At 66.6% G+C, this 14,909-nt stretch carries 18 protein-coding genes; 7 read left to right on the forward strand and 11 right to left on the reverse strand.

The features are described 5' to 3' along the window. Window positions 1–22: 22 nt before the first annotated feature. From LH128_RS07965 to ykgO, 3 genes are all read right to left on the reverse strand, one after another. Window positions 23–1,459, reverse strand: a complete 1,437-nt coding sequence (locus LH128_RS07965) for a circularly permuted type 2 ATP-grasp protein (protein WP_008829100.1) — start codon at window positions 1,457–1,459, stop codon at window positions 23–25. 229 nt (window positions 1,460–1,688) lie between these two features. Next, window positions 1,689–2,321, reverse strand: coding sequence for an HAD family hydrolase (locus LH128_RS07970; RefSeq protein WP_008829101.1), 633 nt, complete (start codon window positions 2,319–2,321; stop codon window positions 1,689–1,691). A gap of 85 nt (window positions 2,322–2,406) precedes the next feature. Further along, complete coding sequence (gene ykgO, locus LH128_RS07975) at window positions 2,407–2,532, reverse strand: type B 50S ribosomal protein L36 (RefSeq protein ID WP_003046794.1); 126 nt, start codon at window positions 2,530–2,532, stop codon at window positions 2,407–2,409. 233 nt (window positions 2,533–2,765) lie between these two features. On the opposite strand from ykgO, the gene LH128_RS07980 reads away from it, so the two are divergent. The 3 genes from LH128_RS07980 (at window position 2,766) to LH128_RS07990 (ending at window position 5,369) form a co-directional block, all read left to right on the forward strand. After that, entirely contained in the window at window positions 2,766–3,503 is a 738-nt protein-coding gene (locus LH128_RS07980) for a DUF4136 domain-containing protein (protein WP_008829102.1), read from the forward strand. Between the two features lie 121 nt (window positions 3,504–3,624). Continuing rightward, on the forward strand, window positions 3,625–4,230 hold the full coding sequence (locus LH128_RS07985) for a hypothetical protein (RefSeq protein ID WP_008829103.1): 606 nt from the start codon (window positions 3,625–3,627) through the stop codon (window positions 4,228–4,230). Continuing rightward, window positions 4,227–5,369 (forward strand): M14 family metallopeptidase, encoded by a 1,143-nt coding sequence (locus LH128_RS07990; protein ID WP_008829104.1) that lies wholly within the window; start codon window positions 4,227–4,229, stop codon window positions 5,367–5,369. Before LH128_RS07985 ends, LH128_RS07990 begins: the two co-directional genes overlap by 4 nt. Before the next feature lie 206 nt (window positions 5,370–5,575). Here LH128_RS07990 and LH128_RS07995 read toward each other — a convergent pair whose 3' ends face one another. From LH128_RS07995 to LH128_RS08020, 6 genes are all read right to left on the reverse strand, one after another. Then, on the reverse strand, window positions 5,576–6,187 hold the full coding sequence (locus LH128_RS07995) for an RBBP9/YdeN family alpha/beta hydrolase (RefSeq protein WP_008829105.1): 612 nt from the start codon (window positions 6,185–6,187) through the stop codon (window positions 5,576–5,578). 137 nt (window positions 6,188–6,324) lie between these two features. Then, window positions 6,325–6,768 carry a cytidine deaminase gene (locus tag LH128_RS08000; RefSeq protein ID WP_008829106.1) on the reverse strand — a complete coding sequence of 148 codons (444 nt, stop codon included), beginning with the start codon at window positions 6,766–6,768 and terminating at the stop codon, window positions 6,325–6,327. Then, window positions 6,765–7,481: a glycoside hydrolase family 25 protein gene (locus LH128_RS08005; RefSeq protein ID WP_037518456.1), complete on the reverse strand. Its 717-nt coding sequence runs from the start codon at window positions 7,479–7,481 to the stop codon at window positions 6,765–6,767. Before LH128_RS08005 ends, LH128_RS08000 begins: the two co-directional genes overlap by 4 nt. A 7-nt stretch (window positions 7,482–7,488) precedes the next feature. Continuing rightward, window positions 7,489–7,971, reverse strand: a complete 483-nt coding sequence (locus LH128_RS08010; RefSeq protein ID WP_008829108.1) for a UPF0262 family protein — start codon at window positions 7,969–7,971, stop codon at window positions 7,489–7,491. A gap of 163 nt (window positions 7,972–8,134) precedes the next feature. Beyond that, window positions 8,135–8,494 carry a Zn-ribbon domain-containing OB-fold protein gene (locus LH128_RS08015; RefSeq protein ID WP_008829109.1) on the reverse strand — a complete coding sequence of 120 codons (360 nt, stop codon included), beginning with the start codon at window positions 8,492–8,494 and terminating at the stop codon, window positions 8,135–8,137. Next, the gene (locus LH128_RS08020) at window positions 8,491–9,699 is read right to left on the reverse strand and encodes a CaiB/BaiF CoA transferase family protein (protein ID WP_008829110.1); all 1,209 of its coding nucleotides are present in this window, start codon (window positions 9,697–9,699) and stop codon (window positions 8,491–8,493) included. The genes LH128_RS08015 and LH128_RS08020 overlap by 4 nt, the downstream gene beginning before the upstream one ends. Window positions 9,700–9,818: 119 nt before the next feature. Here LH128_RS08020 and LH128_RS08025 point away from each other — a divergent pair, with 119 nt between their 5' ends. Continuing rightward, on the forward strand, window positions 9,819–10,553 hold the full coding sequence (locus LH128_RS08025) for a ThuA domain-containing protein (protein WP_008829111.1): 735 nt from the start codon (window positions 9,819–9,821) through the stop codon (window positions 10,551–10,553). On the opposite strand, the gene LH128_RS08030 is transcribed toward LH128_RS08025, so the two are convergent. Both LH128_RS08030 and LH128_RS08035 read right to left on the reverse strand, forming a co-directional pair. Beyond that, window positions 10,541–11,161 carry a TetR/AcrR family transcriptional regulator gene (locus tag LH128_RS08030; RefSeq protein ID WP_236727367.1) on the reverse strand — a complete coding sequence of 207 codons (621 nt, stop codon included), beginning with the start codon at window positions 11,159–11,161 and terminating at the stop codon, window positions 10,541–10,543. The genes LH128_RS08025 and LH128_RS08030 overlap by 13 nt on opposite strands. 268 nt (window positions 11,162–11,429) lie before the next feature. Beyond that, window positions 11,430–12,134, reverse strand: a complete 705-nt coding sequence (locus tag LH128_RS08035) for a TetR/AcrR family transcriptional regulator (protein WP_172704994.1) — start codon at window positions 12,132–12,134, stop codon at window positions 11,430–11,432. A gap of 97 nt (window positions 12,135–12,231) precedes the next feature. Between LH128_RS08035 and LH128_RS08040 the strand changes: the two genes are divergently transcribed. The 3 genes from LH128_RS08040 to LH128_RS08050 are packed head-to-tail and all read left to right on the forward strand — an operon-like array spanning window position 12,232 to window position 14,544. After that, a complete protein-coding gene (locus LH128_RS08040; protein ID WP_172704995.1) occupies window positions 12,232–12,708 on the forward strand; it encodes a hypothetical protein in 477 nt (158 codons plus the stop codon). Further along, a complete protein-coding gene (locus LH128_RS31310) occupies window positions 12,705–13,097 on the forward strand; it encodes a MaoC/PaaZ C-terminal domain-containing protein (RefSeq protein ID WP_008829115.1) in 393 nt (130 codons plus the stop codon). Before LH128_RS08040 ends, LH128_RS31310 begins: the two co-directional genes overlap by 4 nt. After that, a complete protein-coding gene (locus LH128_RS08050; protein WP_008829116.1) occupies window positions 13,063–14,544 on the forward strand; it encodes a class I adenylate-forming enzyme family protein in 1,482 nt (493 codons plus the stop codon). Before LH128_RS31310 ends, LH128_RS08050 begins: the two co-directional genes overlap by 35 nt. The last annotated feature ends 365 nt before the right edge of the window (window positions 14,545–14,909 follow it).

The raw sequence follows: 14,909 nt of genomic DNA on the forward strand, positions 1-14,909 counted from the left end.
CCCCTGCTCATATCCACCGCGCTCATTCGTCCAGCACCCAACTGTCCTTGGTACCGCCCCCTTGCGAGGAATTGACCACCAGCGATCCCTTCTTGAGCGCCACGCGCGTCAGCCCCCCCGGCGTGATGTCGATTCCGTCGGGCGATACGAGCACGAAAGGCCGTAAGTCCACGTGCCGGGGCGCGAGGCCCTCCTTGGTGAAGATCGGCACGGTCGAGAGCGAGAGCGTCGGCTGGGCGATATAGTTGCCCGGCTTGGCGCGCAGTTTCTGCTCGAACTCCGCGATCTCCTTTTTCGAGGAAGTCGGCCCGATCAGCATGCCGTAACCGCCCGACCCATGCACTTCCTTGACCACCAGGTCGGCCAGGTTGTCGAGAACGTAGCCCAGCGAATCCGCCTCCGAACAGCGCCAGGTCGGTACGTTCTGGAGGATCGGCTTCTCGCCGGTGTAGAACTCGACGATCTCCGGCATGTAGCTGTAGATCGCCTTGTCGTCGGCGATGCCGGTGCCCGGCGCATTGGCGATGGTGACGCCGCCCGAACGATAGACGTCAAAGATGCCCGCGACGCCCAGCACCGAGTTCGGATTGAAGGTCAGGGGGTCAAGATAATCGTCGTCTACCCGGCGGTAGATCACGTCGATCGCCTTGTAGCCGGTGGTCGTGCGCATGCAAACGCGCCCGTCCATGACCCGCAGATCGCTGCCCTCGACCAGTTCCGCGCCCATCTGGTCGGCGAGGAACGCGTGCTCGAAATAGGCGGAGTTGTAGATGCCCGGCGTCAGCACCGCCACGACCGGCCGCTTGCCGCCCTTGTACGCCGCCGGGGCGCAGGCCCGCAGCGAACGGGCGAGGCGGCGCGGATAGTCGGAGACGGGGCGTACCGGAACTTTAGTGAACAGTTCCGGGAACATCGCCATCATCGTCTCGCGGTTCTCCAGCATATAGGAGACGCCGGAGGGCGTGCGGGCGTTGTCTTCGAGCACCATGAAGTCGTCCGGCCCGGTGCGGACGAGGTCGATGCCGACGATATGCGTGTAGACCCCGCCCGGCGGCGTGAAGCCGATCATCTGGCTGAGGAACGCCTCGTTGTTGCGCAGCGCCTCGATCGGCAGGCGGCCGGAACGGATGATCTCCTGACGGTGGTAGAGATCCTGCAGGAAGGCGTTGATCGCCCGCACCCGCTGCTCGATCCCGCGCGTCAGCTTGCGCCATTCGCGCGCGGTGATGATGCGGGGGATCATGTCGAAGGGGATCAGGCGTTCCTCGCCCGCGTCATCCCCATAGACGTTGAAGGTGATGCCGATGCGGCGGAAGAAGCGCTCCGCCTCGGCATCCTGCCGCCTGAGCCAGGTGGTGTCCTGACCGTCGAACCATTGGCGGAATTCTTCGTAAGCGGGACGTACGGAGCCGTCCGCGTTGAGCATCTCGTCGAAGTTCTTGCTGCCCGCAGTCGCCATTGTGACTCCCTGTTGACCGATTGATGCAACAGGAATCGGGACTTGCCAAGCTGTCTCGCTGCAAGTGCGAAATAATTTTAACCAGACGGTGAAGGCGGCGAAATCGGAGCGATTCGATCGTTAATACACTTCGTCGTCCCGGACTTGATCCGGGACCGCTGGCCGTCTTCAGGCGGGAGCCATCGGGCACACTCTGCAACGTGGGTCGTTCATCGCCAGCGGTCCCGGATCAAGTCCGGGACGACGCCAGCACCCCCCGCACCGCCAGATCTGCTCGCAGCGCGTCGGCGCCATCGAAGTGATGCACCTGCCAGCCGAGGTCGCGCGCAGCGGCGATGTTGTCGGCATTATCGTCTATGAATAACATCGCTGCCGGATCATGGCCGAAGCGCTGTGCGGCCAGGTCAAAGATACGCGCATCGGGCTTGAGCAGTTTCTCGTCGCCCGAGACGACGATGTCTCCGAACAGGTCGAACAGCGGCTCTCCGGCGCGGTATTCATGCCAGAACGCGCTAGCGAAGTTGGTGATGGCGAAGAGCGGCACGCCGCCCGCAGCCAGTTCGCGTACGATCTCGTGGCTGCCGGGGACGTTGCCGGGGATCGTCTCGCCGAAGCGCGTGGCGTAGGCATCGAGCAGGTCGTCGTGCCCGGGAAATTCGGCCTTGCGGGCGGCGACCATCTCGGCGAGGTCGCGGCCGCCGTCGTGCTCGACGTGCCAGTCCTGCGTGACGACGTTGGCCATGAACCAGTCGAGCCGGTCGGGCTCGACGATCAGCTTGCCGAACAGCAGGCGCATGTCCCACTCGATCAGCACCTTGCCGACGTCGAAGACGACAGCATCAATTCCACGGAAAGCAGACATGACAAGACCCCCGCGATCGGCGGGGGCCTCATGCACGCGACGAAACCGTCCGCCTGTTATCGCCCGCCGAAGCGGGCGGACAGGATCAGCCCTGGCGGGCCTTGAAGCGACGGTTGGTCTTGTTGATGACGTAAGTACGGCCGCGACGACGGATCACGCGGTTGTCCCGGTGACGGTCCTTGAGCGACTTCAGGCTGTTGCGAATCTTCATGGTCTATCTCGTCCGTGTCATCGTGGCGGTTACCGACCGCCGGAAATTCGAAGTGGCGCCGTTAGTGGTAGCCCGCGACAAAGTCAAGTGTTGCGGGCCGTTGCGGGCACCCGTGCCAACGCCTATCTTCGTTCAGGCGCGGGCAAGTTGTGGCCCGCATAAGATAAAACTCGGGCGCGACGCCACCGAATTCGGACCGGAACACGATGAAATTTCTAGAAGCCTCGGGGAAAATGCTCAAAGGCGCAGGAATCGCCGCAGGGATCGCAGCCTCGTTGCTCGCTTCCTCGGCGCAAGCCCAGTACGGCCCCGGCTGGGGCGGCGGAATGGGTGGCGGCTGGAACCGGCCCGGCTGGGGCGGCTCGATGCTCGATTCGCCGCGCATGCAGACCCGGTCCAAAGATTCGCGCGAAGGTCATGTCGAAGTAAGCCGCTTCGTCTCGCCCGACGCCGCTGCGGTGGCCGAACTGGGCCATGGTCCTGTCTCGGTCGAATCGGAATCGGGTGACGGTGCCTGGGTCGAGGCCGGCGCGCGGCGCGCCTACGAGGCCGCGATCGTCGATGCGCTGGTCGGCGCCGGGTACGACACGCTCCATCCCGACACGCCGCAGCCGCAGATCACCAAGCTGCGTATCTCCCGCCAGGTCCTCATCCCGGCCGAGGAAAAGCGCAGCCCGGTCAGCGGCACCGCCGCGATGGAAGTGGGCACGTACGGGCAGGCCTATGGCCTGGGCATCAACATCGACATGACCAAGCCGCGCTCGGCCCTCGTCTCCACCCGGCTCGACGCGCAGATCGTCGATCGCGCCAGTGGCAAGGTGCTGTGGGAGGGCTACGCCACGATCGCCACCCGCGAAGGCGACGACAAGTGGCCCGACGGCATGATCGCCACCAAGCTGGCGGGCGCCCTCTTCGACAACTTCCCCAAGGCCGACGCGATCGGCCCGGACGGGGTCGGCCGCGCGGGATAAGACGGAACTGCCGGGCCCGGCTGCGGGTTATATAACGTCCGCTTAGGCTGAGCTTGTCGAAGCCCCCTCGGCAGGGCACTGAGGCTGCCTTACAAGGCCCCGCGAAGAGGACTTCGAAATCATGCGCACCCTGCCCGCACTGCTTGCCCTCACCGCCGCGCTGGCGCTCAACGCCTGTGTCGCGCCGGTCGGCCCGGTCGAAGTCACACGCTTCCACGCGCCCGACATGTCCCGCCTCGGCCGCGGCACGATCCGCGTCGAGCCCGCTCTCGGGCAGGCGGACAACCTCGAGTTCCGCACTTACGCCGCCGCCGTGGCGCGTGAATTGACACGCATCGGCTATACCGAACCGCTTCCCGGACAGGCAGCCAGCGCGCAAATCGCGTTGCTGACGCTGGAGCGCAACACCTACCAGCCGCAGCGCTCGAACAGCCCGGTGTCGGTCGGCGTCGGCGGCGGGACCGGCGGTTATGGCTCGGGCGTGGGCCTCGGTATCGGCTTCGATCTTTCCGGCAAGCCCAAGGAGCAGGTCGAGACGCGCGTGTTCGTCTCCATCCGCGATCGCGCCGCCGCGCCCACTGCCACCGCCTTGTGGGAAGGCCGCGCCGGCTTTGTGGTACGCGGCGATTCGCCACTGGCACAGGCCCCGCTCGGCTCGGCTAAAGTTGCCGAAGCGCTGTTCAAGGGGTTCCCGGGACAGTCGGGCGAAACTATTCAGGTAAAATGACCGACATCCAGATCACCGCTTCGTTCGATTCCGGCAACATCGAAGTCCTCTCCGTATCCGGGTCCGAAGCCAGCCTCGCGATCCGCAAGGATCACGAATCGGACTTCTTCCAGTGGTTCCACTTCCGCGTCTCCGGCGCGGCGGGCCGCGAACTGGTGCTGCGCATTACCGGCCTCAACGGCTCGGCCTATCCGATGGGCTGGCCGAACTATGACGCCGTCGTCTCCGAGGACCGCGAATACTGGAGCCGGGCGGAAAGCACCTTCGACGAAAGCCGCGACGGCGGCACCCTGACGATCCGCTACGAGCCGGTCGGCGACCTCGCGTGGTTCGCCTACTTCGCGCCCTATTCGATGGAGCGTCACCACGACCTCGTCGCCGCAATCGCCGGTGCTGACGGCGTGTCGCATCGCTCGCTGGGCCTGACCCTCGACGGGCAGGCGATCGACTGCCTCGACATGGGCGACGGGCCGCTGCAGGTCTGGCTCTACGCCCGCCAGCACCCCGGCGAATCGATGGCGGAGTGGTGGATGGAAGGCGCGCTAGACCTGCTCGCCGATCCCGCCAGCTCGGTAGGCCGGGAACTGCGCAAGCGCTGCACCCTGCACGTCGTTCCCAACGCCAACCCCGATGGCTCGCGCCGGGGGCACCTGCGGACCAATGCCGTAGGCGTGAACCTCAACCGCGAGTGGGCCGAACCCACGGCCGGGAAGTCCCCCGAAGTGCTGGCGATCCGTGATGCGATGGACGCAACAGGCGTCGACTTCGCCATGGACGTCCACGGCGACGAAGCGATCCCGGCGGTATTCCTTGCAGGGTTCGAGGGCATCCCCTCGCTCAAGCAGGAGCAGCAGGCAGGCTATACCCTCTATGCCGACCTGCTGGAGCGCCGCACGCCCGATTTCCAGACCAAGGTGGGCTACCCACTCACCCGGCCGGGCAAGGGCAACCTGACGATGTCCACCAACCAGTTGGCCGAGCGCTACGGCGCCGTGTCTATGACGCTGGAAATGCCGTTCAAGGACCACAACCCCGCCGCCGACAAGGCGCAGGGCTGGAGCCCGGAACGCTCGGCACAGCTGGGGCGCGACTGCATGGCCGCGCTGCTGGAATGGCTGGTGGAGCGCGAAACGGCCTGAGCCGCGTGGTCCCAGATTTGCTCCGGGACCACGCGCCGTGAACTGCCGAAATGACGGCGTGTAATGCGGGGGCTTCGACAAGCTCAGCCTGAGCGGGATCGAGATATTCTCTCAAATCCGCTCAGGCTGAGCTTGTCGAAGCCCCCGCTGATGGCAGGTCCTAAAGACAGCCACTAGTCCCGGAGCAAGTCCGGCACGAAGACATCCTAGAACGCCGTTCGCCGGCGCTCCTCGCGAACCGTGCCGCTTGCCCAGTGCGGCTCGGCGAGTTCCACGCCCAGCGCACCGACGATGGACTGGAGCAGTACCCAGCCCTCGCCCCAGTCGCCGCGCGGCTCGTCGGCGATCGGGCAAGCCCCCCAGTCATTTGCCAGCCGCAGCATCGAGCGCTGTGCAGAACCGTCGAGATCGGCGACGAGGAACGAGGTGAACGGCAGCGGCTGGCGCGGGCAGGCACCGAAGGCGGCCAGGCGCGGGTCGGCGCCCGGAAGGTCCACGTTGGGCGCATCGACGATCAGCGCGCCGATTACGGGGCTTTCTGCCCCGGCCACCTCGAACTCTACCCACCAGGCAAGTGCCAGCGCGGCGATGTCGTCGGTCACGATCACCACCGGCCGATCGGCACGGCGGATCGCGAGGTTCAGCTTGTTCACCCAGGTATTGCGGTGCGGCTCATCCCAAAGGCCTAGTTCCACCACGCGGCAGTGCTCGCTCCACTGTGCCCAGCGGCTCATCCAGTGTTTGGGGGTAAGCGGCGTGCCAGGCACCAGCAGGATAAGCGGCGTCTCGCGTTCAGGGAAATTGCGAAGCGTTGCCATGGGAATCTCCAGTTGATCGAGCTTCCGCCGGTCGACTCTATGTGTCCCGACTGGCCTGGAGATTATCTCAACTTGAAAGATAGACAATAGGACATGCGACGGATGGTGCCTGCCCGTCGCCGTGTGGGACCGGGTGTTCAGCCCAGGTTCGCAGGTCCGAAGGCGTAAGGCAGCAGTTCGGAGAGCCGGGTTTCCAGCACGCCTTCGGCGCCGTCGCACCAGACCACGGGGTCAGTGCCGCCAAGCTGCGCGATCTCGTTGATGATCTGGCGGCAGCGCCCGCACGGCGTCACCTGAGGCCCCTGCCCGGCCGCGCCTGGCGCGCCGCCGGTGACCGCAAGGGCCTGCAACTGCGGCCGGTCGCCCTTCGCCAGAATTCCGGCGATCGCGACCGTCTCCGCGCAGAGCGACAGGCCATAGCTCGCGTTCTCCACGTTGGCGCCAGTCACCACGGTACCATCGGCCAGCAGCAGCGCCGCCCCGACATGAAAGTTGGAATAAGGCGCATAAGCTCCGGCGGCAGCCTTGCGGGCGGCGGCCATCAGGGTGTCGCGGGTGTCGTCGTTCATGCCGGTGGTCATGGCAGCACGACTACCCAGCGCAGCCCCCCTTGCGCAACCTCGTTGGCGAGCGAATGGTTCGCCGTCCACATCGTCCAGGGCCTCCCGGCATAGCCCGGCTCGAAGCGATCCTGCACCAGCCACAAGTTGCGGTCGAGCTTGTGGGCGATGGTGTAGCGCGACTGGAAGGCCGGCGTGACCTTCAGGATCACCGGCTTGCCCGCGTGAGTCTCGACCTGATTGAGGAAGGTCATCAGCTCGCTCTCGACCCGCGCGTCGGAGACTTTCACCGGGCAGTCGTCGGCCAGCATGTCGAGTTCGACTGCGGGCGGCAACAGCTTGGCGTCGCGCGGGACGGTGGTGACGAAGTTCGCTGCCTGCGTTCCGGCCGGCTGGCACGGATCGTAACGATGGAGCGCGCCCACTTGCATTCCCGCCGCCTTGGCCGCTTCGAAGTTATCGACGAAGGCGGGATCGCGCGCGAAAGCGCTGGCGCTCGCGTCGATATAGGCGAAGTCGGCGCCGATGGCCTTTAGCGACTTCCAACTGACCTCGCCGTCATCGACGCCGATCTCGACGCCTTGTAGCGGGTAGACGGCGCGCTCCGGCGTCCACTGACGCAAGTGCCACCAGCCCCATGCCCCGGCGACGATCGCCACGAGCGCGAGGGCGCCCAGTGCGCGCCACAACAGCCCCCTGCCGCCCGAAGCGGTCCTTGTCTTGCGTGCCACGATGTCCCCTTCAGCCGCGGATATGCAGGACGCAGATCAGCGTGAACAGCCGCCGTGCCGTGGGGTGGTCGGTCTCGACCTTGCCCTGCAGGCGTTCGAGCAGCAGTTCCGATGCCTCGTTGTGGATCGCGCGGCGGGCCATGTCGATGGTTTCGATCTCCTGCGCGGTCGCCTTGCGAATCGCCTGGTAATAGCTCTCGCAGATCGCGAAATACTCGCGGATCGGCCGCCGGAATCGGGCGAGGCCGAGCACGAGCGTCTCCAGCGCCGCTCCGTTATCGGCGGTGATTTCCAGCGACAAGCGCCCGTCCTGTACCGAAAGCCGCAGGCGATACGGCCCCTCGTGCCCCGCCTCTGACGAGCGCAAGGGCTTGAAGACATTGTCTTCTATGAGATCGAAGATGGCGATGCGCCGTTCCTGCTCGATATCGGCATTGCGCCACAGGATGGTCGCATCGTCGAGTTCGATGTGGGAGATACGCGGGTCGGCCATTACGGCACGCCCTTTACGCGGTTGCGGCATGGGCGGGCAAGTGGGCTTTGGATTGAGTGCGAAGGGGAAAACCCACCCCCAACCCCTCCCGCTTGCGGGAGGGGAGCGAGACTTGGGCCGCAGGCCCTAGTCGCAGCGGGGTGGGCCGCAGCGGGGTGGGCCATCACGCCCCCTCCACCGGCCGAAACAGCAGCAGCGGTGCATCCCCGTCGTGATCGACGAACGCTTCCACACGCATCCCGATGGCCAGCGTTTCGGGCGTCACGCCCTCCACCCGGCTCATCAGCCGCGCGCCTTCGTCCAGGTCTATCAGCGCGACGTGATAGGGCTCGGCGGGCGGCTTACGGTTGATCCACGAGAGCGTGTAGACTCGGCCGCGCCCGGATGCCTCGAACCATTCGAGCGGCCCGCCGCTGCCCGGTGCGGCGAGGCGCGGGGGGAATACCGCGCTGCCGTCCGGCGCGCGCTGGAGCAGCAGGCGACCTTCCGCCAGCGCCGTGCGCCAATGGGTTTCGGGGCTCATGCCGCTGTCCTCACCGCGCCGCGCGCTTGGAGATCGGCGATCTCCTCGGCCGAGAAGCCCGCCTCGCGCAGGACGTCGAGGCTTTCGCCGCCCAGCGCCGGGCCGGGATCGCCGATGGCGCCGGGGGTTTCGGAGAAAGTCGTCGGGATGCCGGGGAAGCGCAGGGTGCCCTCGGGCGTTTCGCGCTCCTGCCAGAAGCCGGTTTCGACCAGATGCGGATCGTCGAGCAGGTCGGTCAGGCTCTTGATCGCGGTGGCGGGGATGTGGGCCTGACGGAACAGCTCCACCCAATCCTCGGTCGTTCGCGTCTCGATCACTTCGGCCACTTTCGCCAGCACGGTGCCGATGTTCTGCGTGCGCGATCGCATCGAGGCGAACATGGCATCCTGCGACCACTCCGGGTTGCCCAGCGCATCGAAGAAGGCGCGCCAGTGCTTGTCGTTGTAGATCATCACGCCGATGTAGCCGTCCGCCGTGCGGTAGGGGCGCCGCGCTTCCGAGGTGGCGCGGGGGTATTCGGGCGGCCCCTGGGGCGGCACGAAGAGCGAGCCGCACAAGTGCTCGACCATGGCGAAGGACACCAGCGTCTCGAACATCGGGACCTCGATCTCCTGCCCGATCCCGGTCTTCTCGCGCGCATAGAGCGCGGCGATCACCGAGTAGGCGCCGGTGAGACCCGCCACCTTGTCGGCGATCACCGTCGCGGCATAAGTCGGCTCGCCGCCCGAGAGCCGCGCCTGCAGGTCGACGATGCCCGAGGCGGCCTGCACGATGTCGTCGTAGGCGGGATAGTCGCGGTACGGGCCGCTCCGCGCGAAACCGTAGAGGTTGGCGTAGATGATCTTCGGGTTCGCGGCCTTCAGCGCCGCATAGTCCAGCCCGAGCCGCCCGATCGCGCTGGAACGCATCGAGTGGATGAACACGTCGGCGCTTTCCGCCATCTTCAGCAGCGCGGCGCGCGCCTCGCCCTGCTTGAGGTCGAGCACGATCGAGCGCTTGCCGCGATTGACGTTGAGGAACATCGCCCCGCGCGAGGCGTCCGGCCCCGGCGGGATGAAGCGCGTGGTGTCGCCCGAGGGGCTCTCCACCTTGATCACGTCCGCGCCCAGATCGGCGAAGATCTGCGTCGCGTAAGGCCCCATCAGCACGCTGGTGAGATCGAGCACCCTGACGCCTGCGAGGGGGCCTTTGCCCTTACCGCTCATTCGTATTCTCCGATGATGAAGCGACCGCGCTGCGGCCTGAATTTCGATGCTTGGACGCGGCTGCGGCGAGCCTTACGCTCGGGCGCATACACGCACACACGTGAGAGGAGTTTGCCGGAATGAAGGTCCACCTGATCGCCGCGGGGAAGTTCCACGACATCGATTATGCCCGCCTCGAATTGCTCAAACTGCTGGCGGAAACCCCGCGCATCCGCGCCTCGGTGGCCTCCGACTACGCCGATCTGGCGAGCCTTGCGGCGGCGGACCTGCTGATCACCTACACCTGCGATCTGGTGCCGACGCGCGGCGAGGAAGTCGCCGCGCTGGAGGCGTTCCTGGCGCGCGGTGGGCGCTGGCTGGCGCTGCACGGGACCAACGCGGTGCTGCGCTTTGGCGCGGACGGCGTGGTCGATACCCCGGACGAGGTGCCCGCCTTCACCGGCCTGCTCGGCACGCGTTTCGCCGGCCATCCGCCGATCGCGCCGTTCAAGGTCTTCGTCACCCGGGGCGATCACGAGATGACGCAGGGGCTGCGCGACTTCCGGGTCGACGACGAGCTTTACCTGACGCACCGCACCGCAGACATCGACGTGCTGCTGCACACCAGCTTCACCGGTCGCTGCGACGAGTTCCGCGATGCCGACTGGGACGAGGCGGAAGTGCCCGTGCTCTACGAGCGCAAGGTCGGCGAGGGTGCGATCCTCTACCTGACGCTCGGCCATTGCCGGGGTCACTACGACCTGCTGCCGGTAAGCCCGTTCTGGCCCCATCCGCAACGCTGCTCGTGGAATTACCCGGTGTTCCACGAATTGCTGCGGCGGGGCATTCGCTGGGGCCTTGCTCATGCGGCCTGATCCTGCGGCCTGAGGGCGTGGAGCTGGGTTTCGAGCGCTTCGAGCACCGGCTCCACCAGCCCGGCGTCCATGGCGCCCGTCAGCAGGTTGATCGCCATGCCTTCCATCGTCGCCTGCGAGATCGCCATGGCCAGCGCGAACTTCTCCGGGCTTGCCTGCCATTCGGGATAGAGCTGGACGGCGAGCTGGTTGAACCGCTCGCGGAACTCCACCTGCAGCGGCATCAGCACGGCGGCGAGGTCGGGACTGGTACGTGCCGCCACCGCCAGTTCGTGGAAGGCGATGAAGGCGGGCTTCTGGATCTGCTTCCAGTACGTGCGCACCATCGCTCCGTGATCCAGCGCACTGCGCTCCGCCGCGCGGCGAAAGGCGCGCAGGCGGCGCTCGTGCAGGTGCATGATGGTCGCCTTGATGAGTGATACGCCGTTGTCGAAGTGGTGCAGCATCGCGCCGCGTGACAGCCCGGCCTCGATCGCCACCTGCGGCGTCGTGGTGCGCGAATAGCCGCTGCGGACGAGCACCCGGATCGTCGCGTCGATCAGCCGCGCGCGGGTTTGGGCGCTCTTGAGCGCCTGCATCGTCGGTTCGTCCGCGCCGGGTCGTCTCACTGGATCGCGCTCTCCCACGCCGTGCGGGCCGGTGGGTTCCGGCCTCGCCAACCTGATCGGTAGCGCAATCCGGTCGATAAAAAAAGACATTCATGAACGTCTTTTATAATTATGCTGCGGCGAATCGAGCGGAGATCAAAGCGGATGTGCAGGCGCGATGGCTATTCTCCCCCGTTCGTCATTGCGAGCGTAGCGAAGCAATCCAGGGCGGCGCTGAACTGCCCTGGATTGCTTCGCTACGCTCGCAATGACGAAGTGGGTGGGAGAATTAGCTGCCCGGCTTCGCTCGCAGCGCCGCTTCCATCCGGTCGATCAGCGCCGACAGCCGCTCCGTTTCCGACGGTCCGCGCGGTTCGCCCGGCTCGGACAGCACGCCGCAGAGCAGCACGTCGACATACCGCTTCGCCTCCGCGTCGATGTCGAGCGGGCGGCCAATGAAGCTGGTGCGCATGGCGACGTGTTCCAGCCCGCCGAACATCATGTCGCGGATCATCACCGGATCGGCGTCGGCGCGGACCTTGCCCTCGTGCTGCGCCTGCTGCACCGCCTCGACCACGCTATGCGCGAAGACGTGGTTGAGCTTGTGCAGCGCCGACCCGCGATAGTCCGCCCAGCGCAGTTCCTGGTAGAACACGCGGTGGAAGCGCGGCGTCTCCTCGATCGAGCGCATGAAGCGCGCGGCGATCAGCGTCAGCTGCGAACGCAGGTCGGTGATGTGCCGCAGTTCTGCGATCAGGCGCTCGACGAAAGGCGTCGCCCAGTCGACCAGCACCTGGTTCACCAGTTCCTGCTTGCTGTCGTAGTATTTGTAGACGGTAGCCTCGGACACGCCCGCCAGCTTGGCGATCCGCGCCATCGAGGTGGCCGTGGTGCCTTCCTCCTCGATCAGCCGGCGCGCGGCGGCAAGGATTTCCTGCGGGCGGTAGTCCTTGCGCCGCCGCCAGGCGAGGGGTTCGGCCTCCGTGGTCTTCACCGGGTTCGCCATGATAATTGAACCATCCTCATTACTGGCCTCGATTGCGGTTGACTCCGGCGAAGCCCGAGGTCAGCTTTACGCCCAATCGCGCGACATGCAACACGTGGGCGCGGACTTACCAAGCAGCCATTCCGGGAGAGGCATGGACCATTTCGCGATACCGCCGGGGCGCTTCCTGCTGTCTGCTGGGCTCGACGATGCGATCCGGCGCTCCTGCGCCGCGCCGCAGCGCCGGGCCAAGGAGGCGCACCCCGTCTTCGCCTTCGTCGCGGCGCTGGGCGGCATGGGTGCGCGGGTGGGCGACGTGTGCCGTGCGCTCGGCCTCGCGTTCGACGAGGGGGCGGTGCTGGGTCGCTGCCGGATCGACTACGACGCGCCGCTGACGGTTGATACCGGGTACGACGTGGCCGCCCGCGTGGTCTCGCTGGAGCGCAAGGCAAGCCGCAGGTTCGGCGCGGCCGACCACCTGACCCTGGGCATGACGGTCAGCGCCGCCGGGCGGCCGCACGCGCGAGTCAGCCTCACCACGATCATGCCCGCGCCCGGACCGGCCGTGCAGGCACCCGCATGAGCGCGTGGGAACTTGGCGCCGTGCCCGCCGAGGCGATGGCGCTGTGGTGCGAGGCGCTGGGCGACGACAATGCGATCCACGTCGACCCCGCCGCGGCCGAGGCGCTGGGCTTCGGCCCGCGCACGGTCAATCCGGGGCCGACGAACCTCGCCTATCTGCTCAACATGGTGATGGAAGCGCGGCCCGACCGGGAGATATGCTCGATCGAGGCGGCGTTGCTGGGCAACGTGCTGGCGGGCGACGGCGTGCTGGCGCGCGGGACCTGGGACCAGGACACCTGCGACGCCGAACTCGTGGTCGCACCCGACAACCTCGTGCTCAGGGCAAGAATAGAAACGGACGGGAGAGACAGCGATGATGGAGAAGGCTTTCGCAGCCAGCGTCTATGACCTTGTCGCCATGCGCGCGCGGGCGACCCCCCAGGCGCTGGCGATCGTGCAGGGCGGGATGCGCCTCGGCTATGCCGAGGTGCTTGCCTGCGTCGATGCGGTGGCCGCCGATTTTGCCGCGCGCGGGCTCGTGCGCGGGCAGCGCGTGGCGATCCTGTCGGAGAACCGGTTCGAGTACACCGCCGTCCAGCTTGCCTGCGCGAAGCTGGGGCTGATCGCGGCCTGCCTCAACTGGCGGCTCTCCGATGCCGAGATGCGCCACTGCGTCGAACTGGTGGACCCGTCGCTGCTGGTCGCCTCGCCCCGCCATCTGGCCCTGGGGGAGAAAGTGGCGAACGGTCGTCCCTTCGCCGCCATCGATAGTCTCGGCGCGGCGGGAGAGACCGCCAGCGTGGCCGAACCGGAAGACGGCCTGCTCATCATCTACACCAGCGGCACGACGGGGCTGCCCAAGGCCGCCGTGATCAGCCACCGCGCCGAAGTCGCGCGGATGTGCGCCATGCGGCTCGACATGGGCGTGGCAATGAGCGACGCCTACGTCTCGTGGGCGCCGATGTTTCACATGGGCGGGACCGAGCACCTGCTGGCGACGCTGATGTGCGGGGGCACCGGGATCATCGTCGACGGTTTCGACGCCGATGCGCTGGTCGATGCGCTTGAGGAATTTCCGATAGGCTGGCTGATGCTGGTGCCCGCCACGATCGAGCCGCTGCTCGAACGGCTCGAGGCGAGGGATGCCAGGGTGCGCGGGGTCAAGGCGGCGGGCTGCATGGCGGACCTCGTCCCCTCCGCCACGATCGCGGCGATCACCCGTGCGCTGGGCGCGCCTTACCTCAACTCCTTCGGTGCGACCGAGACGGGGATGCCGCCGCTTTCGGCCGATCTCATCCCGGTCGGCACGATGCCTTCGGCTTTCCCCAAGCGGCTGAGCCTGCTGTGCGACTTGCGCCTGCTGGGTGCGGACGGCAACGAGGTGCTCGACGGCGCGACCGGCGAGGCCTGCGTGCGCGGGCCGACGCTGTTCAGCGGCTACTGGAACGCCGAGGCCACCAATGCCGAGTGCTTCGCCGGAGGCTGGTTCCACATGGGCGACCTGTTCCGCCGGACGCCTTCGGGCTACGACTTCGTCGGCCGCTCGAAGTACCTGATCAAGTCGGGCGGCGAGAACATCTACCCGGCCGAGATCGAGCGCGTGCTGTTCGCCGATGCGCGGGTCAACGATGCCATCGTCGTGCGCCGCCCGGACCCGCAATGGGGCGAAGTGCCGGTGGCGGTGATCGCGCGCAACGATCCCTCGCTTGACGAGCAGGTGGTGATGCAGATGTGCCGCGATGCGCTGGCCGGATACAAGCGGCCCAAGGCGGTACGCTTCATCGCGATGGAAGCCTTCCCTCGCAGCGCCAGCGGCAAGATCATCCGCGAGGAAGTGGAGGCGATGATCGGATGAGGCAGGTTGACATTTATAGCCAAATAGGTTATATGGCCCAGCATCCGATCCGGCGATGATCACGCTGGAGAGGTGTATCGGGTCGGCGTCGTGGGCCGGGATGCGGTTTCAAGCCGCAGCTGTGCAAACCACGCGCCCATCGAAGACCCGGACTGTCTCTGCGCTACCGGAAACGCCGTCCATACGTTCCTGCGACACACGGCAGGACTTGGGACGGCCATCCCGGATAGCCTTCGGCCGATAACGATGCGAACCCTAACGACGGCCACATGGGACTTTCCGATGGAATACAGGTCGAGCCGGGCTGCACCGTGAGTTACCCGGCCGCTCGCCAGAGCTTCACGGAAAACAAAACCCCGCGTCCC

The organism is Sphingomonas sp. LH128 (assembly GCF_000293195.2).
In the GTDB taxonomy this organism is placed as follows: Bacteria; Pseudomonadota; Alphaproteobacteria; order Sphingomonadales; family Sphingomonadaceae; genus Novosphingobium; species Novosphingobium resinovorum_A.

Excerpts from the sequence above, each read along its gene's own strand:
- LH128_RS31310 (WP_008829115.1), top strand. The coding sequence starts at position 12,705 with ATGAGCGCGTGGGAACTTGGCGCCGTGCCCGCCGAGGCGATGGCGCTG.
- LH128_RS08025 (WP_008829111.1), top strand. The coding sequence starts at position 9,819 with ATGAAGGTCCACCTGATCGCCGCGGGGAAGTTCCACGACATCGATTAT.
- LH128_RS08010 (WP_008829108.1), bottom strand. The coding sequence starts at position 7,971 with ATGGCCGACCCGCGTATCTCCCACATCGAACTCGACGATGCGACCATC.
- LH128_RS07980 (WP_008829102.1), top strand. The coding sequence starts at position 2,766 with ATGCTCAAAGGCGCAGGAATCGCCGCAGGGATCGCAGCCTCGTTGCTC.
- LH128_RS07990 (WP_008829104.1), top strand. The coding sequence starts at position 4,227 with ATGACCGACATCCAGATCACCGCTTCGTTCGATTCCGGCAACATCGAA.
- LH128_RS08015 (WP_008829109.1), bottom strand. The coding sequence starts at position 8,494 with ATGAGCCCCGAAACCCATTGGCGCACGGCGCTGGCGGAAGGTCGCCTG.
- ykgO (WP_003046794.1), bottom strand. The coding sequence starts at position 2,532 with ATGAAGATTCGCAACAGCCTGAAGTCGCTCAAGGACCGTCACCGGGAC.
- LH128_RS07965 (WP_008829100.1), bottom strand. The coding sequence starts at position 1,459 with ATGGCGACTGCGGGCAGCAAGAACTTCGACGAGATGCTCAACGCGGAC.
- LH128_RS08000 (WP_008829106.1), bottom strand. The coding sequence starts at position 6,768 with ATGACCACCGGCATGAACGACGACACCCGCGACACCCTGATGGCCGCC.
- LH128_RS07985 (WP_008829103.1), top strand. The coding sequence starts at position 3,625 with ATGCGCACCCTGCCCGCACTGCTTGCCCTCACCGCCGCGCTGGCGCTC.
- LH128_RS07970 (WP_008829101.1), bottom strand. The coding sequence starts at position 2,321 with ATGTCTGCTTTCCGTGGAATTGATGCTGTCGTCTTCGACGTCGGCAAG.
- LH128_RS08050 (WP_008829116.1), top strand. The coding sequence starts at position 13,063 with ATGATGGAGAAGGCTTTCGCAGCCAGCGTCTATGACCTTGTCGCCATG.
- LH128_RS08020 (WP_008829110.1), bottom strand. The coding sequence starts at position 9,699 with ATGAGCGGTAAGGGCAAAGGCCCCCTCGCAGGCGTCAGGGTGCTCGAT.
- LH128_RS08040 (WP_172704995.1), top strand. The coding sequence starts at position 12,232 with ATGCAACACGTGGGCGCGGACTTACCAAGCAGCCATTCCGGGAGAGGC.
- LH128_RS07995 (WP_008829105.1), bottom strand. The coding sequence starts at position 6,187 with ATGGCAACGCTTCGCAATTTCCCTGAACGCGAGACGCCGCTTATCCTG.